We start from the raw sequence: 24,335 nt of genomic DNA on the forward strand, positions 1-24,335 counted from the left end.
TGCTAGCGGATGGGCCGGACATAACCGGGCATTGCGGCAATTTCAAGGGCGGTCAGGGCTTGGGCTTGTCGTCCCATTCATCGCTCAGGATGCGGCGCGAGTCGCCCTCGGGGTCGTCATACTGGTTGGACCGGACCGTATAAATGAACGCGACCAGCCCGACACCGCCCAAAAGCAGGGAAATCGGGATCAGATAGGCCAGAACTTCCATTAGGTTACCTCAGGCGCAGGGCGTTCAAGGACACGGTGATCGATGACGTCGACATCGCCAAGGCCGCGATCAGCGGCGTGGCAAGGCCCGCAACAGCCAGCGGTACCGCGATCACGTTATAGACAGTGGCGATACGGAAGTTCTCGCGAATCCGCTTCGTTGCTTTCACCGCAGTATCACAGGCGTCCGCGATCGGGGACAGGTCATTGCCCAGCAGAACAATATCCGATGCCACCCGCGCCGCATCCAGCGCCGAGGCCGGAGAAATCGACACATGCGCCGCCGCAAGCGCTGCGGTATCGTTCAGACCATCACCCACCATCAGAACGCGGTGGCCCTGATCAGTCAGGGCCTGAACTTTGGAGGCTTTGTCCGCTGGCAAGGCTTCAGCCACCCAGTTTTCTATGCCCAGCTTGTCTGCCAATGCCCGAACAGCCCCTTCCGTGTCGCCCGAAATTAGGATGACCTGCTTACCTGCCGTGCGAAAGGCTGCGACGGCCTCAGCCGCACCGGCGCGGAGACTGTCCGTAAATATAAAGCGCAAGGGTGTTTGCGAACCGATGGCCAACCATGCCGAGGTCTGCGCCCCGTCCTCTCCGCCAACCCAAGCCGCCCGGCCCAGCCGGATGCGCTGATCGCGGTAAAGGCCCTCTGTCCCATAGCCTGGCACTTCGACCACATCGCGCAGGGAGGCAGGTCTGATCCCGGCATCGCGTGCTGCCTTGGCCAAGGCCAGTGACAAAGGATGAGAAGACGCTTCGGCCAATGCCAAAGCCACTTCCAGATCGGCACGGGAATGGTCGCCCAGATTGGTCAGTTCAGGCGCACCAGAGGTCAGAGTTCCGGTTTTATCAAAGACAACCGTATCAACCTCGGCCAGGCGCTCCAATGCGGTGGCGTGTTTGATCAACATCCCGCTGCGGAACAATCGCCCCGACGCAGCGGTTGTCACCGCTGGCACCGCAAGGCCCAGCGCACATGGGCATGTGATGATCAGCACCGCCGCCGCGATATTCAGCGCCGTACGGATATCGCCGGAATAGATATACCAGCCCAGAAAACTGAGCGCGGACAGGATATGCACCCCCGGCGCGTAAAGCTTTGCCGCCTTGTCTGCCAGCGACGTGTACCGGGACCGACCGGATTCAGCGATAGCCACCAGATCGGCCATACGATGCAGCGAGGTATCCTCACCCACTGCCGTCGCTCGGATGGTAAGCGGACCTGTCAGATTGACCTCACCCGCACTAACCACCTGACCTTCTTGCGCAAAAACTGGCAAAGTCTCTCCGGTTAGTAAGGAACGATCCAGCTCGGACTGGCCTGAAACGATCTCTCCATCCACCGGCATGCGGCCACCGGGCCTGACAAGGATCAGGTCGCCGACCGTCAAGGCTGAAACCGCGACCTCGTGTTCACGACCGTCCACCAGACGGATGGTGCGTGGCACCTCAAGCGCGGTCAGTTCTTCGGCGGCCGATCGCGCCACGGCGCGTGTGCGGTAATCCAGATACCGTCCGGCCAGCAGGAAGAATGTCAACGTCAGGGCCGCATCGAAATAAGCATGCTTGCCGCTAAGCGCAGTCTCCCAAAGCGAAGTGACCAACGCCAGAAGGATCGCCAGAACAATCGGCACGTCCATATTCAGGCGACGTACACGCAAGGCACTCCAGGCATTGGCAAAGAAGGGCTGCGCCGAAAAGGCAATCGCGGGCAGCGCTATCGCCGCGGATATCCAGTGAAACATGTCCCTCGTTGCGTCCGTGGCCCCTGACCAAACAGACACTGACAGCAGCATCACATTCATCGAGGCGAACCCGGCCACAGCCAACCGCATCAGCAGATCGCGTCCGGCCTTGTCTGTCTGCGTGGCAGACAAGGCGCCGGGGTCCAACTCGTGCGCCTCATAGCCTGCTTGCTCAAGTACAGGGATCAGATCGACAGCACGGATATTCGGTGCGGCTTTGATCATCGCGCGCTTGAGGGTCAGGTTGACGCGTGCATCCTCGACCCCCGGATAAGCGTTCAGTTCTCGTTCAACTGTGGCGATACAGGCCGAGCAGTGGATGCCGGGCAATGACAGCGCGATCTGCGCGTCCTCGGGTATCGCGTGCGCAGGCTCCGCCGGGGCCGCGATGCACCCGGGGCAAGCCGCCGTGCCCGAGGATATCTGCGCCGTCATGCCATCACCCTTTTACGTACAGCGGCACACGTTGCGCGAATTCTGTCCCGTCATGGTCCTTGGCAACCAGGCGGATGTTCCAATTGCCCTTGCCCAGCGCCGCCGGGGTCGAATAGGCGATGCCATCAAACGTGAAGCTGGGTGAAAAATCGTCTTTGACATGGGTGGCGCGCCCCACAACCGCCCGCAACTCGGCCACTTCAACGGGGGCGCCGGTCGGGTCCGTGATATGAAGCACCAGTAGACCACCCGTTATTTCTGCCCGGATATCCCAGCCCAAAGCCTGCTGCTCTTGAAGCCGCTCGTTGAATTCCTGGCTGGCGACATACGAATTCTTGACCTCAAGCCCCGGGAATGTCTTTACCGCGTTGTAGGCCAGCACCATGTTCACGGCGATGATCACACCAAAGGCCCCAACAAACACCGCCAGAGCGTGCTTTCCGGTGAATTGACGTCCGGCCATGATCAGTTCCCCCGCCCGTTGAAGCTGGTGTCCTTGTAGGCGCGCTCACCACTTTCCAGGTCTTCAACCCAGATACGCACCGGCGTTGTATCCGCACCCGCTGGCCCGGTGTCTTGCGCAGCAACAATGTAAACTCGGGTCAATTGTGCCGTATCTGCGGTCACATTGACAGTGCTGCCTTCAATCCCTTCGATTTCGATCTGCATCGACGGATCGCCGGTCAGAGACAGTTTGAACGGTCGTTCCTCACCGTGCTTGTTCCTGAGCCGGACATCGTAGGTGTTGCGGATCGAGCCGTCAGACATGGTTACAAAAGTCGGGTTCCGTACCGGAGCCACCGTCAGGTCAATGTCCGAACGGATGAACAGCGCGAAAAGAAGTGCGAAACCGACCAGCGACCACAAAGCGGTATACATGATCGTGCGCGGGCGCAGGATATGTTTCCAAACGTTTTTGGGCGGTTCTCCGGCGCGTTCACGCGTTTCATCGCTGAGCGCCATGTAATCGACCAAACCGCGCGGCTTGCCGATCTTGGCCATCATGTCGTCGCAGGCATCAATGCACAGCGCACAGGTGATGCATTCCAGCTGCTGACCATCGCGGATATCGATCCCCACCGGGCAGACATTTACACAGGCCATGCAGTCAATGCAGTCGCCCAGCTCGGAATCCGCGGTCCTCTTCCCTTTGCCGCGCGGCTCACCCCGCCATTCGCGGTAGCCAACGACCAGCGTGTCCTCGTCCATCATGGCGGCCTGGATACGGGGCCACGGACAGGCATATATGCAGATCTGCTCTCGTGCGAAGCCACCGAACAGGAAGGTGGTTCCGGTCAGGATCAACATCGTGGTGTAGGCCACCGGGTGCGCGTTGCCGGTGACCAGATCTCGCGCAAGTGTTGGCGCGTCCGCGAAATAGAAAACCCATGCGCCACCGGTCGCCAGACCAATCAATAGCCACACAGCCCACTTGGTGATCCGCAACCGCGCCTTGCGGAAATCCAGTTTCTTTTGCCTGTGCAGGCGCAGGCGCGCGTTCCGGTCACCTTCGATCCACCGCTCGACAAGGATATAGAGGTCGGTCCAAACGGTTTGTGGGCAGGCATACCCACACCACACACGCCCAAGGGCCGAGGTGAACAGGAACAACCCCAGGCCCGCCATAATCAATAGACCCGCGACAAAGTAGAATTCATGCGGCCAGATCTCGATCCAAAAGAAGTAAAAGCGCCGGTTCGCCAGATCCAGAAGAACCGCCTGATCCGGCAGGCTGGGCCCACGGTCCCACCTGATCCAGGGGGTGACGTAGTAAATACCCAGCGTGATCGCCATGATGATCCACTTGAGATTGCGGAACGGTCCCGAGACCCGTCTTGGAAAGATCGGCTCCCTGGCGGCATAAAGACTGGGGGCAGGATCGGAATCGCTCACAGGCTGGCTCCAACTATAGCTTTTTTGCTTGCGTGTTTTTCCAGATCACAGGTCACATAACTTTGACATGGGTCAAAACGCGCATCGTACAGGCATCTTATCTCAGGCAGCACGCGCCTGTCGTCTCAGCAACCGACAAACGTTTTCACCGGCGGTCTCAAGGCTGTTTTTCCCGTTACAATATAGTATCCGCGCGTGTCAGGTTCGACATAGAGCTCCACGATCCGCCCGGCCTGAATGTCTGGTTCGACGAAATGTCGCACGGTGACAGTAACGCCCTGTCCCGCGCGCAATCCATCCAGCACCAGGTTTCCGGGCAAATGCGTTCGCCCTGCCCCACGTTGGAGCACTGTCCCTTGTTCTTCCAACCAGCTTGTCGCCTCGGTCGTGCCAATTTCTTCCAGCCACGGCAAATGTGCCAATTCGGCGGGTGTCCAATTCAGCTTTCCCCCCAACAGCTGCGGCGCCGCAACGATAACCATCGGTGTTTGCAGTAACATTTCCGCATCGACCCCGGCCCAACTACCCGCCCCGTATCGAATAGCGACATCAACACCGCCGGGCTTTAGCTCAACAACCTTTGGCTGCGGGTCGAGAACAAGGTCGACTTCGGGATGGGTCGCACGGAATTCAGGCAGCCTCGGCATTAACCAGGAGGCTGCAAAAGACGATGTCAGCGACACATGCACGGGACGATCCACGCCGGACTGCGTCAAGTCCCGGACCGCTGCTTCCATCGCGCCAAATCCCAGTTCAAGGGCCCGGGCCAAATGTTCGCCATCCGTTGTCAATTTCAAAGACTTACCGTCGCGATCCAACAGGGCCACGCCCATATATTTTTCAAGCTGCCTCAACTGCTGGCTGATCGCGGCGTGGCTGACGTTCAGCGCTACGCCCGCCTGAACGACGTTGCGTGTTTCCGAAAAGGCAGCAAAGGCCCTAAGCGATGACAAGGGTGGGAACGACAACCAATCCATATGTAAGCCATACTTACAGACTAAAACTATTACTGAGTCGCATCTTCGCGCCAGAATATCAATATTTATCGCAGAAAAGCACTTCATAGGAGATGCGCCATGCTGACTATATTTGCAAATTCTTTCATGACCGCAACCCGCCTGCACGAGCCAAAGGTCCGCGACGCCCGCAAAGCGAAAAGCGAAAAACGCCGTTGGCTACCAGAGGGTCATTGGTGGATTAAAAATCCGCACAACATAGACCAGAACGATCTTTGAGCCAGAGGGGCTTTTGTCAGGAAGATCTGGACGGATTTGTCGCCAAATGTTCAGATAGACGACACCGGCTGTTCAGGAAACGCGCGAACAGATTGAACAGCCGGTGCCACAGCCTTCGGGCGGTAATCCGCCCGGAGGTGTTCTTTTAACTTTACTGACCGCCACCCAATTGATGGACATAGGCGGATACGGCGCGAATTTGCGCCTCGGTCAGGCGGTTCTCCCAGGCGGGCATGACGCCAAAGCGGCTATAGGTCACCGTTTCAGTCAGAGCTTCCTCGCTGCCGCCAAACAGCCAGATGGCATCGGTCAGGTTCGGCGCGCCTTGGGTGACATCACCTTTGCCGTCATCGCCATGGCAAACAGAGCAATTGTCGTCGTAGACAGTTTTTCCAGCTTGCGCTGCCGCGTCGTCGGTCTGTGCATTGGTCAGCGACATCACGTACTGAACCACCTGAGCGATCTCTTCTGGTTCAAGGATTTCGCCAAAGGCCGGCATTTCGGAATAGCGCGCATCGTCACTTTCTTCGTTCCGGATGCCATGAGCCACCGAATACTCGATATCCTCAAGCGTACCGCCCCACAGCCAGGCGTCATCCAGCAGGTTCGGGAAACCCACTGCCCCCTGCGCACCCGAGCCATGGCACTGCGCGCACCAAGTCCGGAACACGGCGCTGCCAGCATTCACCGCGTATTGCTGCAATTCGGGATCCTTCGAGATGTCCTCCAACGGAGTTTCCACCAGTTTGGCGTTCCACGGCGCGTTGGCCTCTTCAAAGGCGACCAGCTCCTCTTGCACGATTTCGCGCGAGGACCAGCCCAGCACACCGGCCGTTGCCGACTGCACCAGTGGCCATGCGGGATACATAATCGTGTAAATCACGCCCCACAGGATCGTGGCGTAAAAGGTCCACAACCACCAACGCGGCATTGGGTTATCAAACTCTTCCAGGCCATCCCAGGAATGTCCGGTTGTCTGCGGATCACCCGGCAGTTTTTCAGGTGTCTTGCTCATTGCCGCGCCTCCTTGGATTCAGCTTCGGCGGGTTTGTCTTGATGCCGGAAAGGGATGTTGGCCGTGTCCTTGTATTCCTTGCTGGCACCGGGGCGAAAAACCCAGATGACGATGCCAACGAAGAAGGCAAAGAGCAGTAGCAGCATCCAGCTGTCCGCGAATTGCCTAAGGATCGTGTATTCTTCCATCACACCCTCCTTAGCGGTTCGCGACCGGGGTGAAGGTCGAGAAATCAACCAATGTACCCAGCATCTGCAAATAGGCGATCAGCGCGTCTGCTTCGGTCAGATCGGGCTGACCATCGAAGTTGCGCACATTGACCTTATCACCATAGCGCTCCAACAAGCCGTCATAGTCGCTGTCCGGATCGGCCTGAGCCCGGAAATCCGCCAGCGCGTTTTCCAGCATCTCTTCGGTATACGGGGTGCCGACCACAGCATTCGCTGCCATGATGTCACCGATATACTTGCCGTCGAGCTTGCGGTTTTCGAGGAAACCATATTTCGGCATCACCGACTCCGGCACCACCGACTGGGCATCGCGCAGGTGGCGCACATGCCAGTCATCCGAGTAACGGCCACCCACACGTGCCAGATCAGGCCCGGTGCGCTTGGACCCCCACTGGAACGGATGGTCATACATCGACTCCGCCGCCAGCGAGTAGTGGCCATAGCGTTCGACCTCATCCCGCATCGGACGGATCATCTGGCTGTGGCAGACATAGCAGCCTTCGCGCAGATAGATCTCACGGCCCGCCATTTCCAAGGGGGTGTAGGGACGCATCCCCTCGACCTTTTCGATGGTGTTCTCAAGATAGAACAGCGGGGTGATCTGAACGATGCCACCGATGGTCACGACCAGAAAGCTGAACACCAGCAGGAGGGTCGCGTTGGTCTCGAGGATCTTATGTTTGTCGAGAATTGCCATTGCTCCGGCCCTCCTTATTCAGCCGGGACCGCGACGGTCAGGCTGGCCTCTTTAGCCGGCGCTTTCCGCACAGTCATCCACAGGTTGTAGCACATGATCAGCGATCCAGCGACGAACATGACGCCACCCAGAGCACGCACCACATACATCGGGAACTTGGCAGCCACGGTGTCGGCGAACGAGTTCACCAGGAAGCCGTTGGCATCCACTTCACGCCACATCAGGCCTTCCATGATACCGGTGACCCACATCGACGCGGCGTAGAGCACGATACCGATGGTGGCGAGCCAGAAGTGCCAGCTGACCATCTGCAGCGAGTACAGACGCTCACGCTTCCACAGCACCGGCACCAGGAAGTACAAAGCACCAAAAGTGATCATACCGTTCCAGCCCAGCGCGCCCGAGTGTACGTGGCCAATGGTCCAGTCGGTGTAGTGGCTCAGCGAGTTCACAGCACGGATCGACATCATCGGACCTTCGAAGGTGGACATGCCGTAGAAGCCAACCGAGATCACCATCATACGGATCACAGGGTCGGTGCGCAGCTTGTCCCATGCACCCGACAGGGTCATCAGACCGTTGATCATGCCACCCCAGGACGGCATCCACAGGATCACCGAGAACACCATTCCCAGCGTCGAGGCCCAGTCGGGCAACGCGGTGTAGTGCAGGTGGTGCGGACCGGCCCAGATATACAGGAAGATCAGCGCCCAGAAGTGGATGATCGACAGCTTGTAGCTGAACACCGGACGCTCGGCCTGTTTCGGGATGAAGTAATACATCATGCCCAGGAAACCGGCGGTCAGGAAGAAGCCCACGGCGTTGTGGCCGTACCACCACTGGATCATGGCGTCTTGTACACCCGACCAGACGATGACCGATTTCGAACCCCAGATGCTGACTGGAATGGTCATGTTGTTGACCAGATGCAGCATGGCGACGGTTACGATGAACGCCAGATAGAACCAGTTTGCCACGTAGATGTGGGGCTCTTTCCGCTTGATGATCGTACCGAGATAAACGGCCAGATAGGCAACCCAGACGACGGTCAGCCACAGGTCCACATACCATTCAGGCTCGGCATATTCCTTGGACTGCGTCCCACCCAGAATGTAACCGGTCGCAGCCAGCACGATGAACAGCTGATAACCCCAGAATACGAACCACGCGAGGTTGCCGCCCCAAAGACGCGCGGCGCTTGTACGCTGAACCACGTAGAACGATGTTGCGATCAGCGCGTTGCCGCCAAAGGCAAAGATCACGGCTGACGTGTGTAGCGGACGCAAACGGCCAAAGTTCAGATAGCCTTGTGCCCATTCGAAGTTCAGCATCGGAAAGGCCAATTGGAACGCGATAAAGGTCCCTGCCAGGAACCCGACCACACCCCAAAAGGCGGTTGCGATCACGCCATAGCGGATCACGCCATCCATATATTCCCCTGAGCGGTCGACAAGAATATCTGGCTCATCGGTATTTCGAAGCGTCCAGATGAACAGTCCACCGGCGATCAGCATCACCAGAATTGCATGCACCTGATACGCCAAATCGCGTGCATAATTGGACCCGATCGCGGCAAACACCACGACCAGACCAAGCACGATCAGCTTGATGTAATTTGACATATTGCGTCCCTTTGCCATGCCCCGCGCGATTCTTAATGCCGCGCGAAACCTGTTTGACTGCCTGCGGTAATGCAGCGAAGCGGAGTTCGATGCTTTGATCTGCATCAAGACAAACTGCTGTTTTCTGTGACAGGTATCTTTCAGACTGGCAGGTGCGCGGCACCTCAAACCATGAGGGCGACATGGCATACAAATCTCTTCTAACGGTCATGACGGAAACCAGACTGTCCCGGGCCGCATTGAACCAGATTATTGCATTGGCCGAGGTTCAGGATGCCCACGCCGAAGCGCTATGCCTTGGCGTCGACCGCAGCCAAACCGGTTATTACTACGCTGGTGCGAATGCTCTGATCCTTCAGGAAACACTGAGCCGCGCCAATGCGGAAGCCGCCGGTGTTCACGAATTTGCCCAGGATGTTCTGCGGAAATCTGGGGTCCGGTGGTCTTCAGAAAGCGGAGTGGCGCAGATTGCAGATATCGGACGCCACGTGGCGCGCCGCGCGATGTTTTCCGACTTGGTGATACTGCCGCGCCCCTACGGGCAGGATCGGGATGCCGAGGCAGAGCCCATTGTCGAGGCCGCGATGTTCGAAGGCCATGCTCCGGTTCTGCTGGTGCCAGATGACGCACAGCCCCTGACGAAACCCGAAACCGTTCTGATTGGCTGGAACGAGAGTCCTGAAGCAATGCGTGCGATCCGTCGCGCCTTACCCTTCCTGAAACAGGCCGAGTTGGCCCGCATCGTCGTCATTGACCCACCACGGCACGGCCCGGATCGATCAGATCCCGGCGGGATGCTGTCGCAGATGCTGGCCCGCCACGGTGTCAAATGTGAGATCGACGTGCTCAGCAAGACCATGTCACGCGTGTCGGACATCCTGAACCGTCATGCAACCGATACCGAAGCTGACATGATCGTCATGGGGGCCTACGGCCATTCGCGATTCCGCGAGGCCATCTTGGGCGGTGCCACACGCAATATGCTTGAGCAGGCCTCGGTGCCGGTTTTTCTGGCGCACTGAGCGACAGGCCATTCGAACGCTGCGACCCTTGGCCGAGACGATTCTTCGTGCCTACCCTTTGCGAACCAAGCCAATCAGGAACAGCAGGATCACTGCGCCGATCGTTGCAAACAGGATCGAGGACAACAAACCCCCACCGATGGCAAAACCCAATGCGGGAAAAATCATTCCGGCCAGAAACGCTCCGACGATGCCGATGATGATGTTACCGATCAGACCAAAACCACGCCCTTCCATGATCTTGCCTGACAGCCACCCGGCAATCGCGCCGATAAAGATCATTGCCAAAACGCTGCTGAATTCCATGCTCTGCTCCTGATATTTTCTGACTGGGATATTTGGTCAGTCGTCAGACAAGAAAACCGCCATCTGTATCGTCGCCTGCTTCTTCCATCAGCCGCCCCATATCGGGGATAGTTACGTGGCGCTTGCCTTCCAGCAGGATGACCTGATCCTTCTTCAAGGCCGAAATCTGCCGACTTACAGTCTCCAGTGTCAGCCCAAGATAATCTGCCATTGCCTCACGCGTCAGCGGCAAATCGAACACAATCTGGCCCGACATGCCTTTCCGGTGAATAGACGCATCCCGGCGGGCAATGATCGATAAAAGGCTGGCGATCTTCTCACGCGCCGTTTTACGTCCAAGAACCAGCATCCACTCGCGCGCAGCATCCAGTTCATCCAGCGTCATCTGCAACAGGCGATGCGCGATGTGCGGCGTGTTGGCCATAAGATCTTCGAAGGGCTTTTTGCGAAAGCAGCACATCACCAGATCCGTTGTCGCAATCACGTCATAAGCAGCGGTTTCGCGGCCCGGGCGGCCGACAAAGTCGCTGGGCAGCAACAGGCCCACCATCTGGGTCCGCCCATCCTCCATCGTTTGCGTCAGGGACGCGATTCCCGACACGACAGAGCCCACGAAATGCATTGGATCACCAGACCAGATTATGGTCTGACCAGCCTCGAAACTTCGATAATACTTAATGCTTTCAAGCTCTTCGAGCTCGTCTTTTTCGCAATGCGCGCACACGGCCCGATGGCGGATCGGGCATTCATCACAGTTGGTGTGCTCATACAAGGCCTTAAGCGTCATTCGCGTTTCCACTTGATCTCGGTCAAAGTATCTGAGCGTTCTTAGGTATAGCCGTAACCTTATGACAATGAAACCGCAATTGGCACGGCTTGGACTTTTTGACGCGAAAGTACCGCGTTACACAAGCTATCCCACCGCCCCCCATTTCAGCAATGACGTGGGGCCGGATTCGTTTGGCGACTGGATTTCGGGCATCACTCCGGGCAGCTCGATTTCGCTTTATGTTCATGTGCCATTTTGCCGTCGGCTGTGCTGGTTCTGCGCTTGCAGAACGCAAGGCACACAGACGGACAATCCGGTTATCGCCTATGTGGATGTGCTTAAGGCTGAACTGGATTTGCTGGCAGCCCGGCTACCCGACGGTGTGACACTGTCGCGGCTGCACTGGGGCGGTGGCACACCGACATTGCTTAATCCCGACCTGATGCGGGAACTGGCCGGACGGATTCTGGCCACGGTTCCGATGGGCCCCGATGCCGAGTTTTCCGTTGAAATCGACCCGAACGAGATTGACGAGGCCCGTCTTGATGCCCTGGCCGAAGCCGGTATGAATCGCGCCTCGATCGGTGTGCAGGATTTTGACAACGAAATTCAGCAAACCATCGGTCGCATTCAGGGATACGATATCACCCGAGACGCGGTCGACATGATCCGCGCGCGCGGTATCACCAGCCTGAATGCCGATATCCTGTACGGCCTGCCGCACCAGACCAAGGCGCGCATGACCGAAAGCGTACAGAAACTGTTGTCGCTGTCACCGGATCGCGTCGCGCTTTATGGCTACGCCCATGTTCCCTGGATGGCAAAGCGTCAGCAGATGATTCCTTCGGACGCCCTGCCCACCCCGGAACAACGGCTAGAACTGTTTGAAACGGCCCGCCGCCTGTTCAAGTGGGACAACTACGCCGAAATCGGTATCGACCATTTTGCCACCCAGGATGACGGGCTTGCAAAAGCGTTGCATGCGGGGCGTCTGAAGCGGAACTTCCAGGGCTATACCGACGATCAGGCCGATGTTCTGATCGGGCTTGGCGCAAGCTCGATCTCGCGCTTCCCGCAGGGTTATGCCCAGAACGCATCGGCCACTTCGGCACATACCAAAGCGATTCGAGAAGGGCGGTTCTCGACCGCACGAGGGCACCTGTTCAAGGGGCAGGACGTTCTGCGGGCACGCCTGATTGAGGCGCTGATGTGCGATTTCCGGATCGACACGGCCGAGATTCTGCGAGATCACGACGTTTCCGCATCTCAGCTGAACAAGATGTATTCCGACGCCAATTCCGCCTTTGAAGGTTTGCTGACCGTAAATGAAACCGGTCTTTTCATCCCGCCCGAAGCGCGCGCACTAACCCGTATGATTGCCCGCAGCTTTGACGCTTATGACCTTAGCAAGGCCGGGCACAGCTCAGCGATCTGATCCTTTTCCGGCAGGCGGTTTTCCGGCCTGTCCGTCGCATACCAGCACGGGGGCTTGACGCAAGCCTCTGGTTTTCTCCACACTCAGGGATGAAAGGCTGCGGCCTTTCACAGCCCGAGGCAGGCGAATTCGCAGACAGTTCTTGCCGACGCAATCGCGTTCGACAGCCCTTTTCGTGCAGCCATTCTGCAACCTGAAAGAGGGACAGCACTCATGCGCGTTTTTACCGTCCTCGGCCCCAGCCAATCGGGCAAATCAACCCTCGTCGAGGCTATAAGCCGCCTCGACGGACGGCCCACCACATTCGACGTATCCGCAACCGTGCATCTGCACGGTTTTTCTTACCTGGGCGAGCCCTGGTGCGCGATCGACGTGGATGGCGGCGGCGATGCGCTGGGTTATGTCGGACCTGCGATGGCCATTTCAGATGCTGCTGTCGTGGTTGTGCCACCCGATCCTGATGCCGCAGTTCTGTGTGCGCCGTATCTGCGGCTGGTCGAAGAGGCCGGCATCCCCTGTTTCCTGTTCATCAACCGGATGGACAACCCCAATGGCCGGATTCGCGATATCATCGCGGCCTTGCAGACCTACTGCACCCACCATATCACCCTGCGCCAGGTTCCGATCCGCGAAGGGGATACAATCATCGGCGCTGTGGATCTGATCTCAGAGCGCGCATGGAAGTATCAGGAAGGGCAGCCCTCGGCCCTGATTGAATTGCCGCAATCGGTCGAAGACCGCGAACAGGAAGCGCGCACCGAGTTGCTGGAAACACTCTCGGATTTCGATGACCATCTGCTGGAACAACTGATCGAAGACAAGCAGCCCCCAAGCGACGAGGTCTACGATCTGGCGGCACAGGTATTGCAGAACCATCAACTGATCCCGGCCTGTCTGGGCGCCGCGAGCCATGGAAATGGCCTGACCCGTCTGATGAAGGCCTTGCGCCACGAAGCCCCCGAATTTGATATTGCCGCCGGTCGGGACGAAGCTGCCGAAAATGCACGCGCAATTGCCGGATTTGCAGATGTCAAAAAACATGTCGGCAAGATCATCGTGCTGCGCGGGCTGGGCGACGGTGTCAAAGCACACGAAGCTTTGGGAGGCGAAACCGTCGGCAACCTGACCACGCTGGACGCCAAAACACAGATCGGCGCGTTGGAGGCCGGGCAAATTGGTTTGGCGGTGAAATCGGATCACCTGAACCCCGGCTTCATCTATGACAGCACGTCGGCAACGCCGCTGCCGGAATGGGCGTCTTCGCATCCCGTGGCGCATCGTCAGGTGGTTTCCCCCACACACGAACGGGACGACGTGCGCTTGTCGAATGCCCTGACCCGTCTGGTCGAGATTGATCCCGGATTGCATCTGACGCAGGACGAACTGAGCGGTCATGCGATTTTGGGCTCTCAGGGGCCGCAGCATATGCGCCGCGTGACGGCAAAACTGGCCGAGGATTTCGGGATCGAAATTGAGGCTGAGGCCGCCGAAACAGCCTATCGCGAGACCATTCGGTCCAAAGTGGATCACCGCCACCGTCACCGCAAGCAATCCGGAGGCGCGGGCCAATTTGCCGATGTGGTCATCACGGTCGCGCCGTTGCCACGCGGGTCGGGGTTCCAGTTCGAAGAAGTAGTCAAAGGCGGTGCCGTGCCCAAAAACTACATCCCTTCGGTCGAACACGGCGCAAAAGATGCCTTGGTGCAGGGCCCAGAGGGTTTTCCCGTGGTGGATGTCAAAGTCACTCTGAGCGATGGCAAACATCATAACGTGGACAGCTCGGACTACGCCTTCCGTACCGCTGGCAAAAACGCTGTGCGCGAAGCCTTGCCCGAGGCCAAACCGGTCGTCCTGCAACCCATCCTGAACGCGGAAATCCACCTGCCTTCGGCCTTTGTGGGCGATCTCGTCCCGACGATCAGTTCCTTGCAAGGGCAGGTCCTGGGGTTCGAAGGCAATCCAAACGCCTCGGGCTGGGAAATCTTCAACGCCCAACTGCCCGCCGTGGCCGAGGATGAACTACACCGCACCCTGGCCAGTGCGACGCGTGGAACCGGTTGGGTAAAGCTTCAGTTCGATCACTACGAAGAGTTGCGCGGGCCTGTGCCATCTTCTTCAAAGCGCAAGGAAATGGCCTGACAATCAAAGGTGGGCTGATCGTCAGCCCGCCGCCGCAATCAGTTCACGGGTGTAGTCGGTCCGGGCGTTTTCGAACAAATCCTCGGCCTGTCCCATCTCAATCACATCCCCGTTTCGCATCACGATCACGTTGTGCGACATGGCGCGGACGACCTTCAGGTCATGGCTGATGAACAGATAGGCCAGCCCGTATTTCTTCTGCAGATCACGCAGCAGGCCGACGATCTGCACCTGCACCGTCATGTCCAGCGCGCTGGTGGGTTCATCCAGAACCAACAGCTTGGGCCGCAGCACCATTGCCCGGGCAATGGCGATGCGCTGCCGCTGCCCGCCTGAAAACTCGTGCGGATAGCGATCCATCGCCGCCGGGTCGAGACCGACCTCGGTCATCACTTCGGCCACCAGTTCGCGCGGGGCGCGATGCGGATCGACATTGTGGATGGCCAACCCTTCGGCAATGATCTGCTGACATGTCATGCGCGGGCTGAGGCTGCCGAACGGATCCTGAAACACGATCTGCATATCCTTGCGTAGCCGCCGCAGCTCACGCGTGGACCAGCGGCGGACGTCCTGATCGCGGAAAGTAATTCCCCCCTCGGATGCAATCAGGCGCATGATTGCCAGTGCCAGCGTTGTCTTGCCTGATCCGCTTTCGCCAACAATCCCAAGTGTTTCACCTGCACGAACGCTGAGGGTCGCGTCGTTTACGGCCTTCACATACCCAACAGTGCGTTTCAGAAATCCGCGCTGAATAGGGAACCAAACCTTCAGATGATCTGTGCGCGCGACCTCTTCGGCATCTGCCGCGATTGGTTCGGGATGGCCCGAGGGCTCGGCCGCCAGTAGTTTGCGGGTGTACGGATGTTGCGGATTGTCAAATATCTCGGCGGTTGCGCCTGTTTCGACGATCTCTCCGTCTTTCATCACACAGACACGGTCCGCGATCCGGCGCACGATCCCCAGATCATGGGTGATGAACAGCATTCCCATGTTTTCAGACTTCTGCAACTCGGCCAGCAGCTCCAGTATCTGCGCCTGAATAGTCACGTCCAAAGCCGTCGTCGGTTCATCGGCGATCAGAATGTCAGGCTTGTTGGCCAGCGCCATTGCAATCATGACGCGTTGCCGCTGCCCGCCCGAAAGCTGGTGCGGATAGCTGTCCAAACGCTCTTCCGGGTCCCGGATTCCAACCTTGGTCAGCAGTTCTACAATCCGGCCCCGCGCTTCGGGGCCGGTCACGCCCTGATGCAGCGCCAACGATTCCGCCATCTGCTTTTGGATGGTGTGCAGCGGGTTGAGCGATGTCATCGGCTCTTGAAAAATAAAGCTGATATCGTTGCCGCGGACATCCATCAAAAGATCATCGGACGCGCCAATCATCTCCTGACCGTCATAGGAAACCGAACCTTCAACAATCGCGCTGTCACCCAGAAGCGATACGGTCGACAGGGCTGTGACGGATTTCCCCGAACCGGACTCACCTACCAACGCAACGGTTTCCCCGCGATCCACGGTAAAGGACACGCCTTTGACAGCCGCGCTGACCTGCCCGTCCTGACGGAACGAGACCTTGAGGTTGTTCACGTCCAGCAGGCTCATGAGAATGTCTTTCTGGGATCAAATGCGTCGCGCACGCCTTCAAAGATGAAGACCAGAAGCGACAGCATGATGGCAAAGGTAAAGAAGGCGGTGAAAGCCAGCCACGGAGCCTGCAGGTTCTGTTTTGCCTGCAAGGTCAGCTCACCCAAGGACGGCGCCGAGGACGGCAGACCAAATCCAAGAAAGTCCAGTGATGCCAGACCGGCAATGGTGCCGGTTACAATGAATGGCATGAAGGTCAGCGTGGCGATCATCGCGTTGGGCAGCATATGGCGGAACATGATGGTCATGTTACCAACACCCAGCGCACGGGCCGCGCGGACATATTCCAGATTCCTGGCCCGCAGGAATTCCGCACGGACAACGCCGACAAGCCCGGTCCAACTGAACAGGATCATAAGCGCCACCAACAGCCAGAAACTTCGCCCCAAAATCGCGAACATGATGATGATCACATAAAGCGAAGGCGTAGCTGACCAGATTTCGATAATCCGCTGAAAAATGAGATCCAGCCAACCGCCAAAAAACCCTTGAATTGCCCCTGCAAACACACCGATCAGGCTGGCCGCGCCAGTTACCACAAGGGTGAACACAATCGACAGACGGAAGCCGTAGATTACGCGCGCAAGCACGTCTCGTTTCGTGTCATCCGTCCCCAGAAGGTTCTGGGAATTGGGCGGCAAGGGGGCCGCCCCCGGCCGGTCAACGCTGGTGTTGTAGGAATAAGGGATCAGCGGCCAGATGGCCCAACCCCGTTCGAATCCATCTGCCTGAAAGGTGCCGGCCTGAATCTCTTCGATGATCCCCTCAGGATCGTCAAAACACGCCTCAAGCCCGCCACTATCGATCAGACACCGGACCTCGGGATCGCGATAGATGGCCTCGGTCTGAAAGTCGCCGCCAAACTGGGTCTCAGCGTAAAAATTGAAAATGGGCGTATAGAATTCGCCGCGATACTTCACGAGGATCGGTTTGTCGTTGGCGATGAACTCGGCAAACAGGGACAGGCCGAACAGCACTGAAAAGATGATCAGCGACCAGAACGCGCGCCCGTTGCGGCGGAAATTGCGCCAGCGGCGCTGGTTCAGAGGGGAAAGCGCCATTTACCCCTCCCGCTTTTCAAAGTCGATGCGTGGGTCGACGAACACATACATCAGGTCGCTCAGGATACCGACCACAAGGCTGATCAGCCCAAAGAAGAACAGGGTTCCAAAGATGATCGGATAGTCCCGGGCAACAGCGGCCTCAAAGCCCAGGCGCCCCAGCCCATCCAGCGAGAAGATCGTTTCGATGATCAGGGATTGCCCCAAGAAAACCCCCAGAAACGCTGCGGGAAACCCGGCGATGACAATCAGCATCGCGTTGCGGAACACATGACCATAGAGAACGCGCTTTTCGCTCAGCCCTTTCGCTCGCGCAGTTACAACGTACTGTTTCTTGATTTCATCCATGAACGAGTTCTTGGTCAGCAGTGTCAACGTCGCAAACGCACTGATGGTGTAAGCCGTCACCGGCAGCACCAGATGCCAGGCGTAGTCAGTGATCTTTCCCATCAGGCTCAGGCTGTCCCAATTGTCGGACGTCAGCCCCCGCAACGGAAAAATCTGCCAGTACGAGCCACCGGCAAACAGCACCAACAACAGGATCGCGAACAAAAAACCCGGAATGGCATAAGCCACGATGATGGCGCCGCTGGTCCAGGTGTCGAACCTCGACCCATCTTTGATGGCTTTGCGGATGCCCAGAGGGATCGACACCAGATAGGCAATCAGAGTGGACCACAGACCCAAAGAGATCGAAACCGGCATCTTTTCCAGCACCAGATCGATCACACCGACCGACCGGAAGTAGCTTTCACCAAAGTCCAACGTCAGATAGTTGCCCATCATGGTCAGGAACCGCTCAACCGGCGGTTTGTCAAAGCCGAATTCTTTTTCCAGATCTTCGATGAATTCCTTTGGCAAGCCGCGTGCACCGACATAGTCGCTGTCGGACCCAAACGTCTCTTCGTTTGTTGCGCCTTCACCGCCGGCAAACCCGGCGAAGACATCGCCTTCGCCCTGCATCTGCGCAAGGATTTGTTCGATTGGTCCACCCGGCACAAACTGCACCAGCGTGAAGTTGACAATCATGATGCCCAGCAGTGTTGGTATAACCAACAGCAGGCGTCTTAAAATATAGGCTCCCAAGGGATTAAGACCTCAACGCACCGGCAGCTTTCAAAGCTTCGTATTTTTCCTGGTTGAACCACCAAAAGTCCAGATAGCCAAGCCCCCTCGGCGGCAGTTCTTCGGGATGCTCGTACATGTCGTAATAGGCCACCCAGTATTCGGCCACATACCCTGCCGGAATCTGGATACGCCGGAACCGCAATGCACGATCCAGCGCCTGAAGGGCCGCAATTTCCTCGTCCCGCGAATTCGTCAACAGCGATTGCTCGATGATCGCATCAATCAGAGGATCTTGTATGGACTGCGGGTTATAGGATGAAACAACCGCCGTTTCGGAACCATAAGACTGCTTCAACCCAGTGCTGGCAACCTCGAAGGGTTGATTGCGGAAGAACATCATATCCCAGTCTTTGTCGTAGTACCGCTGGGCGTACTGCGCAGTGTCAACCTTTTCCGCTTCGACCGTCACGCCAAAGTTCTTAAGCGTTTCAACATAGGTCGTGATAATGGCCTCGGTCGTGTCGGATGAAGCACCGGACAGCATGATCTTGAACTGCATCAGCTCGCCGTTGGCATCCCGCAGCTTACCGTCACTGCCGACGGTCCAGCCTGCCTCTTCCAACAACTTTAGCGCGCGGCGTTTGTTACGCCGATCAGCCGCGCGGTCCGGGTTGGACGTGTGCGCCATCACGGCTTCCTCGGTGAACAATTCAGCCGGAACTACGTCGCCCAGGCTTTCCAGAAATGCCTTTTCAGCGCCTTCCGGCACGCCGGTTGCCTGCACTTCAGAGTTTTCCGAGAAGGAATGACGCTGTGTTGTCAAACCGTATTGCAGCGAGGCTGAGGTCCATTCGAAATTAAATGCAAGTGCAAGCGCCTCGCGGACTTTCACATCGGTAAAGGGCTCTCGTAGGAAGTTGAACACAAATCCCGACGGTGTCGGAGGCGTTCTGTCGGGCAATGCTTCAAGTTTTACATAGCCTTTTTCGACTGCGGGGAAGTTGTAGCCAGTCGCCCACTTCTTGGTGCTGCCCTCGGCCCGGAACGTATAGAGCCCCGCCTTGAACGCTTCAAACTCGGCGGCATCATCGGCGAAATATTCGACCTTTACACTATCGAAATTGTGCCGCCCCTTGTTGATCGGAAGGTGCCAACCCCAGTAGTCCGGGTTCCGTTTGTAAACGATAAATCGGTTGGCCTCGTAGCTGTCCAAAACATAAGGTCCGCTGCCGAGTGGAATGTTCCAGCTTTGCTTGTCCAATCTTTCACCGGTTCTTTCGTACCAGTCTTTGGAAAACACCGGGGTACTGCCAACCTGCGAAATCAGTGATCGACGAGATATCCCGTCTACGAAGTTGTACTTAATCGTGTGGTCATCAATGATTTCATAGCCTTCGATGCGCTGTTTTACCGCTCGGGCGTAGCTGCGAATCGCTTGATCAAGGAACAGATCATGGGTGAAGGCCGCATCATGGGCTGTCAGTGGCGTACCGTCTGAGAACTTGGCTTCTGGACGCATGTGAAAAACACACCAACGCTTGGACGCCGGGTATTCCACAGCTTCGGCAATCAGGCCGTATTGCTCTGTAATCGAATCCGCCGGTGTTTGTGTCCCGAACGGGCCGTCGCCAAACATGCCCTCTGCCACCAGGCCCGAGTAAAGACCGGCCTTTCCCTGCCAATTCCACCGGTTCATTCCGTCGAACGTGCCCCGAGTGCTGACCGAGACCTGACCACCAACTGGTGCGTTGGGGTTCACGTAGTCGAAATGCTGGTAATCTGCGGGGTATTTCAGATCGCCGAAAAAGGAATAACCATGAGAGCGGATGATTTCTCCTTCTTCCACACCGGCGGCCAGCCCTGCAATGGGGGATAGTGACGTCAGGGCGCTGGCACCCAGCAATTGCAACGTGGTTCTGCGGTCGATTTCCAGCCTGAAGGTGGAACCATCTTTCTGCGCCATTGCTGCCTCTCCTGCGGTTTGCCTTAATCTATATCTTGCGCGTGCCGACTAAAAGACCAGCACTCTCAGGTGCAAGTTTAGAATGCGTGAACGCTTTGTGAAGTTTTTCTTAGGCAAAAATAAAGCCGCTGCGAAGGGCAGCGGCCTTGAAACTTGTCGAATCTGATCTGAGGATCAGTTGCCAATGGTTTGCAAATAAGCAATCAGATCGGCCCGTTCTTCCGGCTTTCTCAGGCCAGCGAAACTCATGGAAGTCCCTGAAATATAAGCGCTTGGGCGCTCAAGGAATGCATCCAACGCTTCGGGTGTCCAGTTGCCGCCATGGGCCTGCATGGCAGCCGAATACCCGGTGAACCCTTTAGCCGTCGCGACCGGACGGTCCACGATGGCATAAAGATAGGGGCCGGTGCCGTTGGCGCCATCTTCCAGCTTGTGGCAGGCTGTGCATTTGCGGAACACGCGCGCACCCTTCTCCGGGTCGGCAGCGGCCAGCAACTCTTCAAAGACGACCTCTTCGCCGTCCGCGCTCTCACCCGCGCTTTCGGTTTCGATAATGTAAGAAGCCTCGGCATGATGGCTATCAGAGCTATAGAGGACATCCGCCCCCCATTTCGCCAAAAGCAGCACCAGGAAGGTGCCAAACAGGCCGGCTGCGGCCTTGGTTACTGTCATCGTGTCGAACATTTTGATCGCGTGTCCATTTCAGCTGTCTTTGGGGTGTCTAAGGCTTCCCCTGAGAAGAGGCAAGGTATAGACACCGCGACTAAACGCCCAATTCAACAACTTGTTGCACGGAATCGACCAAATGACCAAACGTATCGCATTTCAGGGAGAACCCGGCGCCTACAGCCACGAGGCTTGCCGCAATGCGCGCCCGGATATGGACGCTCTGCCCTGCCGCACTTTCGAAGATGTGATCGAATCGGTCCGCTCGGGCGAAGCGGATCTGGCGATGCTGCCGGTCGAGAATACGACCTATGGGCGTGTGGCCGATATCCACCGCCTGCTGCCCCATAGCGGGTTGCATATCATCGACGAAGCCTTTGTCCGTGTGCACATCAACCTGCTGGCCGTACCCGGAGCAACCTTGGACGATATTACCGAGGCACATTCGCATCTGGTTTTGCTGCCGCAATGCGCGCAGTTTCTGAAAGAGCACAACATTCGTGGGCGCGTGAGCCCCGACAACGCCCGCGCGGCGCGCGAGGTGGCCGAGGCCGGCGACCCAGGTTCAGCCGCACTGGCCAGCGAACTGGCCGGTGAAATTTATGGCTTGAACGTTCTGGCACGTCATATCGAGGATCAGGGCGACAACACCACGCGCTTTCTTGTGATGTCGCGGGATGCTGACGAATCGCGTCGGGGCGAACACGAGATGATCACCAGCTTTGTCTTTCAGGTGCGCAACATTCCTGCCGCACTTTATAAAGCGATGGGTGGTTTTGCGACCAACGGGATCAACATGGTCAAGCTGGAAAGCTATATGGTGGACGGGTCCTTCACCGCCACGCAGTTTTATGCAGACATTGTTGGGCACCCGGAGGATCGCAATGTCCAATTGGCGATGGAAGAGTTAGAGCATTTCACGACCAATGTGGAAATTCTGGGCGTCTACCCGGCAGCGCGTTCGCGTGGGTAGCAGAATCTAACGTCAGGCTTTTTGGAAGTCGGACACCCGCCGTCGGTTTCTAAAAGCCTCCAGGATCGCTGCAACGTTCGCGTCGACTCCGTCTTCGGACTGGATTTCCAGATCGTAAATCAACCCATCGTGGATTTGGAGTTGATCTTGTTCGGCGCTGCCAAATCTACGGTCTCCACGGCGGAACTCACGATTATTCAGTTCGGGTATTTGGCAATATAGACCAACAAACAAAACATCGTGGTCACTCAGTAGGTTCCTCAGAGTTTCTAACCAACCGTTTGTATCCAGAATATGTTCCAGAATTAGATTATTGCCCGCATCAGCATATGCTTTGATTGATTGGTGGAATCCGTCAAAGATTTCATCCCTAGATGCAACCCAGTCAAATTCGCCAACCCGAAATCGCTCCATTGGCAGGACACCAGAATCTCTCAGGTTATCTATACTGACATGCCAAAATGGAAAATCAGCCCGCTGCTGCAACGCCTTTGCTAGTGTCGTTTTGCCGCTGCTCGAAGCGCCATGTAAAAATATTATCTGGGCCATCCGTTCCTTCCCGTAGCGACTGGTGTGGCCATCGGACCGACCTAAGCACCGTGCATGTAACGTTCTTCCAGTTCACGTGCAAAATCGCTCAGGCGGGTCTGGAACTGACGGCGGAAGCGGGACTGCCCCAGTTTAAGAGACTGCAGCAGCAGCCGGGCCGGCAGGGATTTTGCGGCCAGAGACATGTCGATGCTCAGACGTGTCCGACGTTGGGAAAGGGCCAAAAGCTCGACTACCGTCGCGCCGTTCATGCCTTTGCTGGCGGAATGAAACCGTAGGATCGAGGGTCGGCGGCAATCCGTCATCTCAACCGTGATCTGCCGGGGCTTGCCTCGGATTTTAAGCACGGTCTCCCACGTTGTGCCTGCCGCAGGCGGCACGGGGCCGTCTACACGGCGCACGTCCACGCCACGCCGCATCGCCATACGCTCGAACCGTTCGAAATCGGCGACCATGTCGAACACCGTGTCGATGGGTGCTGTAATATCTTCCTGTGCTGAAAACTGCATCTTGGGTTTGGGCCGTTTTTTCAGTGTTTCGTTAGTCCAAAGTATCCGCAAGCCAATGTTGCAGAAGAAAATGCGCAATGGCACCTTTACGCGCGGGCAACAGCGTCGGGTGATCACCGGCAAAAGCCTGCATCACCTCGGCCTTGCTGACCCACATCGCCTCTTCGATCTCAACCGGGTCGATCTGGATATCCCGCGACAGCGCCTGCCCCCAACAGCCGAACATCAGGGATGCCGGAAAGGGCCAGGGCTGGCTGGACAGATAGCGAACTTCGCCAACCGGCACGCCCGCCTCTTCCATCACCTCGCGCCTGACGGCGGCTTCCAGAGTCTCACCGGGTTCGACAAACCCCGCCAAAAGCGAGAACATCCCCTGGGGCCAGCCCGGAGATCGCCCCAACAGGACAGAGTTTCCATGTGTGATCAACATGATCACCACCGGATCGGTGCGCGGAAAGTGCTGCCCGCCGCAAGCCGGGCAACTGCGCTGCCATCCGCCTTGCGCGATATCGCTGGGCGCACCGCAACGGGCACAGAATTTATGAGTTTCGTGCCATCCGATTACAGCTTTGGCGGTTGCCGCCAATTCGGCATCGCGCGCGGACAGGCGGGTCATGATGCGGCGCAGTTCGGCAAACACCTGGCCGGGCTGCAAATCCGGATGTTGCTGTTCTGTCTTGTCAACGAACGCGCCAACACCGGACAGATCGAGGCCTTCCGCCTCCCACCCAGAAACATCCATGGCAAACAGGGGAGCGCGGTCATCAGAAAGGCCCAGAAAAATCGGCGAAGCAATCACCCCGCCGGGACCATCGCATAAAATCTTATGAGCCATTGGCAGAAATGCCAGCCGATCCAACTGATCACCTTCGACCAGTAACTTGCCACGCCACAATAGCAGGCAGCGGGCCGAAGGGTCTTGCCGAGCCTGCAACAGGTGGGCTTCGTCACCCCGACGCAGACCGGCGCGATCCAGACCGGATCCGCCAAATGTCACTTGCTCTGCGCGTTTCATGTCTGCTTTCCCCGCCGTTCGAGGCAAGGGCTGACATGTCTTTGCGCTCAGTGCAACGGGTTTTGCGCGCGCGGCAAAACAGCGCTGCCGCTGAAAGATCGCAGGAATGTCGCGGAATTTGCACTTATTCTGCT

General features: G+C 57.4%; 23 protein-coding genes. 4 read left to right on the forward strand and 19 right to left on the reverse strand.

What is annotated here, in order from left to right; genetic code table 11:
* Positions 1-52 precede the first annotated feature (52 nt).
* From ccoS to ccoN, 9 genes are all read right to left on the reverse strand, one after another.
* Positions 53-211: a cbb3-type cytochrome oxidase assembly protein CcoS gene (gene ccoS / locus ACP0GE_RS08800; RefSeq protein ID WP_424831576.1), complete on the reverse strand. Its 159-nt coding sequence runs from the start codon at positions 209-211 to the stop codon at positions 53-55.
* 4 nt (positions 212-215) lie between these two features.
* Positions 216-2,393, reverse strand: coding sequence for a heavy metal translocating P-type ATPase (locus ACP0GE_RS08805; RefSeq protein WP_424831577.1), 2,178 nt, complete (start codon positions 2,391-2,393; stop codon positions 216-218).
* A 4-nt stretch (positions 2,394-2,397) separates the two neighbouring features.
* A complete protein-coding gene (locus ACP0GE_RS08810; RefSeq protein WP_424831578.1) occupies positions 2,398-2,856 on the reverse strand; it encodes a FixH family protein in 459 nt (152 codons plus the stop codon).
* 2 nt (positions 2,857-2,858) lie between these two features.
* Complete coding sequence (ccoG, locus tag ACP0GE_RS08815; RefSeq protein ID WP_424831579.1) at positions 2,859-4,286, reverse strand: cytochrome c oxidase accessory protein CcoG; 1,428 nt, start codon at positions 4,284-4,286, stop codon at positions 2,859-2,861.
* Positions 4,287-4,411: 125 nt separating this feature from the next.
* Complete coding sequence (locus ACP0GE_RS08820; protein ID WP_424831580.1) at positions 4,412-5,263, reverse strand: LysR family transcriptional regulator; 852 nt, start codon at positions 5,261-5,263, stop codon at positions 4,412-4,414.
* A gap of 409 nt (positions 5,264-5,672) precedes the next feature.
* Positions 5,673-6,536, reverse strand: a complete 864-nt coding sequence (gene ccoP / locus ACP0GE_RS08825; RefSeq protein ID WP_424831581.1) for a cytochrome-c oxidase, cbb3-type subunit III — start codon at positions 6,534-6,536, stop codon at positions 5,673-5,675.
* Entirely contained in the window at positions 6,533-6,724 is a 192-nt protein-coding gene (locus ACP0GE_RS08830) for a cbb3-type cytochrome c oxidase subunit 3 (RefSeq protein WP_424831582.1), read from the reverse strand. The genes ccoP and ACP0GE_RS08830 overlap by 4 nt, the downstream gene beginning before the upstream one ends.
* A 10-nt stretch (positions 6,725-6,734) precedes the next feature.
* Positions 6,735-7,463 (reverse strand): cytochrome-c oxidase, cbb3-type subunit II, encoded by a 729-nt coding sequence (ccoO, locus tag ACP0GE_RS08835; RefSeq protein WP_424831583.1) that lies wholly within the window; start codon positions 7,461-7,463, stop codon positions 6,735-6,737.
* Between the two features lie 14 nt (positions 7,464-7,477).
* Positions 7,478-9,085, reverse strand: a complete 1,608-nt coding sequence (ccoN, locus tag ACP0GE_RS08840; RefSeq protein ID WP_424831584.1) for a cytochrome-c oxidase, cbb3-type subunit I — start codon at positions 9,083-9,085, stop codon at positions 7,478-7,480.
* A 182-nt stretch (positions 9,086-9,267) separates the two neighbouring features.
* Here ccoN and ACP0GE_RS08845 point away from each other — a divergent pair, with 182 nt between their 5' ends.
* Complete coding sequence (locus ACP0GE_RS08845; RefSeq protein WP_424831585.1) at positions 9,268-10,107, forward strand: universal stress protein; 840 nt, start codon at positions 9,268-9,270, stop codon at positions 10,105-10,107.
* A 51-nt stretch (positions 10,108-10,158) separates the two neighbouring features.
* Here ACP0GE_RS08845 and ACP0GE_RS08850 read toward each other — a convergent pair whose 3' ends face one another.
* On the reverse strand, positions 10,159-10,413 hold the full coding sequence (locus ACP0GE_RS08850; RefSeq protein ID WP_424831586.1) for a GlsB/YeaQ/YmgE family stress response membrane protein: 255 nt from the start codon (positions 10,411-10,413) through the stop codon (positions 10,159-10,161).
* Positions 10,414-10,456: 43 nt separating this feature from the next.
* Positions 10,457-11,200 carry a transcriptional regulator FnrL gene (gene fnrL, locus ACP0GE_RS08855; RefSeq protein ID WP_424831587.1) on the reverse strand — a complete coding sequence of 248 codons (744 nt, stop codon included), beginning with the start codon at positions 11,198-11,200 and terminating at the stop codon, positions 10,457-10,459.
* Positions 11,201-11,261: 61 nt separating this feature from the next.
* On the opposite strand from fnrL, the gene hemN reads away from it, so the two are divergent.
* A complete protein-coding gene (hemN, locus tag ACP0GE_RS08860) occupies positions 11,262-12,617 on the forward strand; it encodes an oxygen-independent coproporphyrinogen III oxidase (protein ID WP_424831588.1) in 1,356 nt (451 codons plus the stop codon).
* 213 nt (positions 12,618-12,830) lie between these two features.
* Positions 12,831-14,756, forward strand: coding sequence for an elongation factor G (locus ACP0GE_RS08865; protein ID WP_424831589.1), 1,926 nt, complete (start codon positions 12,831-12,833; stop codon positions 14,754-14,756).
* Positions 14,757-14,777: 21 nt separating this feature from the next.
* On the opposite strand, the gene ACP0GE_RS08870 is transcribed toward ACP0GE_RS08865, so the two are convergent.
* The 5 genes from ACP0GE_RS08870 to ACP0GE_RS08890 all read right to left on the reverse strand — a co-directional run bounded on the left by ACP0GE_RS08870 (position 14,778) and on the right by ACP0GE_RS08890 (position 21,173).
* A complete protein-coding gene (locus ACP0GE_RS08870; RefSeq protein WP_424831590.1) occupies positions 14,778-16,355 on the reverse strand; it encodes an ABC transporter ATP-binding protein in 1,578 nt (525 codons plus the stop codon).
* Positions 16,352-17,458: an ABC transporter permease gene (locus ACP0GE_RS08875; protein ID WP_424831591.1), complete on the reverse strand. Its 1,107-nt coding sequence runs from the start codon at positions 17,456-17,458 to the stop codon at positions 16,352-16,354. Before ACP0GE_RS08875 ends, ACP0GE_RS08870 begins: the two co-directional genes overlap by 4 nt.
* Positions 17,459-18,544, reverse strand: coding sequence for a microcin C ABC transporter permease YejB (locus ACP0GE_RS08880; protein WP_424831592.1), 1,086 nt, complete (start codon positions 18,542-18,544; stop codon positions 17,459-17,461).
* Positions 18,545-18,548: 4 nt separating this feature from the next.
* On the reverse strand, positions 18,549-20,489 hold the full coding sequence (locus ACP0GE_RS08885; RefSeq protein ID WP_424831593.1) for an extracellular solute-binding protein: 1,941 nt from the start codon (positions 20,487-20,489) through the stop codon (positions 18,549-18,551).
* Between the two features lie 174 nt (positions 20,490-20,663).
* Entirely contained in the window at positions 20,664-21,173 is a 510-nt protein-coding gene (locus tag ACP0GE_RS08890) for a c-type cytochrome (RefSeq protein WP_424831594.1), read from the reverse strand.
* Positions 21,174-21,294: 121 nt separating this feature from the next.
* Here ACP0GE_RS08890 and ACP0GE_RS08895 point away from each other — a divergent pair, with 121 nt between their 5' ends.
* Positions 21,295-22,128 (forward strand): prephenate dehydratase, encoded by an 834-nt coding sequence (locus ACP0GE_RS08895; RefSeq protein WP_424831595.1) that lies wholly within the window; start codon positions 21,295-21,297, stop codon positions 22,126-22,128.
* 12 nt (positions 22,129-22,140) lie between these two features.
* On the opposite strand, the gene ACP0GE_RS08900 is transcribed toward ACP0GE_RS08895, so the two are convergent.
* Genes ACP0GE_RS08900 through nudC form a run of 3 tightly spaced genes read right to left on the reverse strand, consistent with a single transcriptional unit; the run spans position 22,141 to position 24,201 of the window.
* Positions 22,141-22,677, reverse strand: a complete 537-nt coding sequence (locus ACP0GE_RS08900) for a chloramphenicol phosphotransferase CPT family protein (RefSeq protein WP_424831596.1) — start codon at positions 22,675-22,677, stop codon at positions 22,141-22,143.
* Positions 22,678-22,718: 41 nt separating this feature from the next.
* A complete protein-coding gene (locus tag ACP0GE_RS08905; protein ID WP_424831597.1) occupies positions 22,719-23,186 on the reverse strand; it encodes an SRPBCC family protein in 468 nt (155 codons plus the stop codon).
* 31 nt (positions 23,187-23,217) lie between these two features.
* A complete protein-coding gene (nudC, locus tag ACP0GE_RS08910) occupies positions 23,218-24,201 on the reverse strand; it encodes an NAD(+) diphosphatase (protein WP_424831598.1) in 984 nt (327 codons plus the stop codon).
* Positions 24,202-24,335 lie beyond the last annotated feature (134 nt).

It is taken from the genome of Ruegeria sp. (assembly GCF_965243365.1).
In the GTDB taxonomy this organism is placed as follows: Bacteria; Pseudomonadota; Alphaproteobacteria; order Rhodobacterales; family Rhodobacteraceae; genus Ruegeria.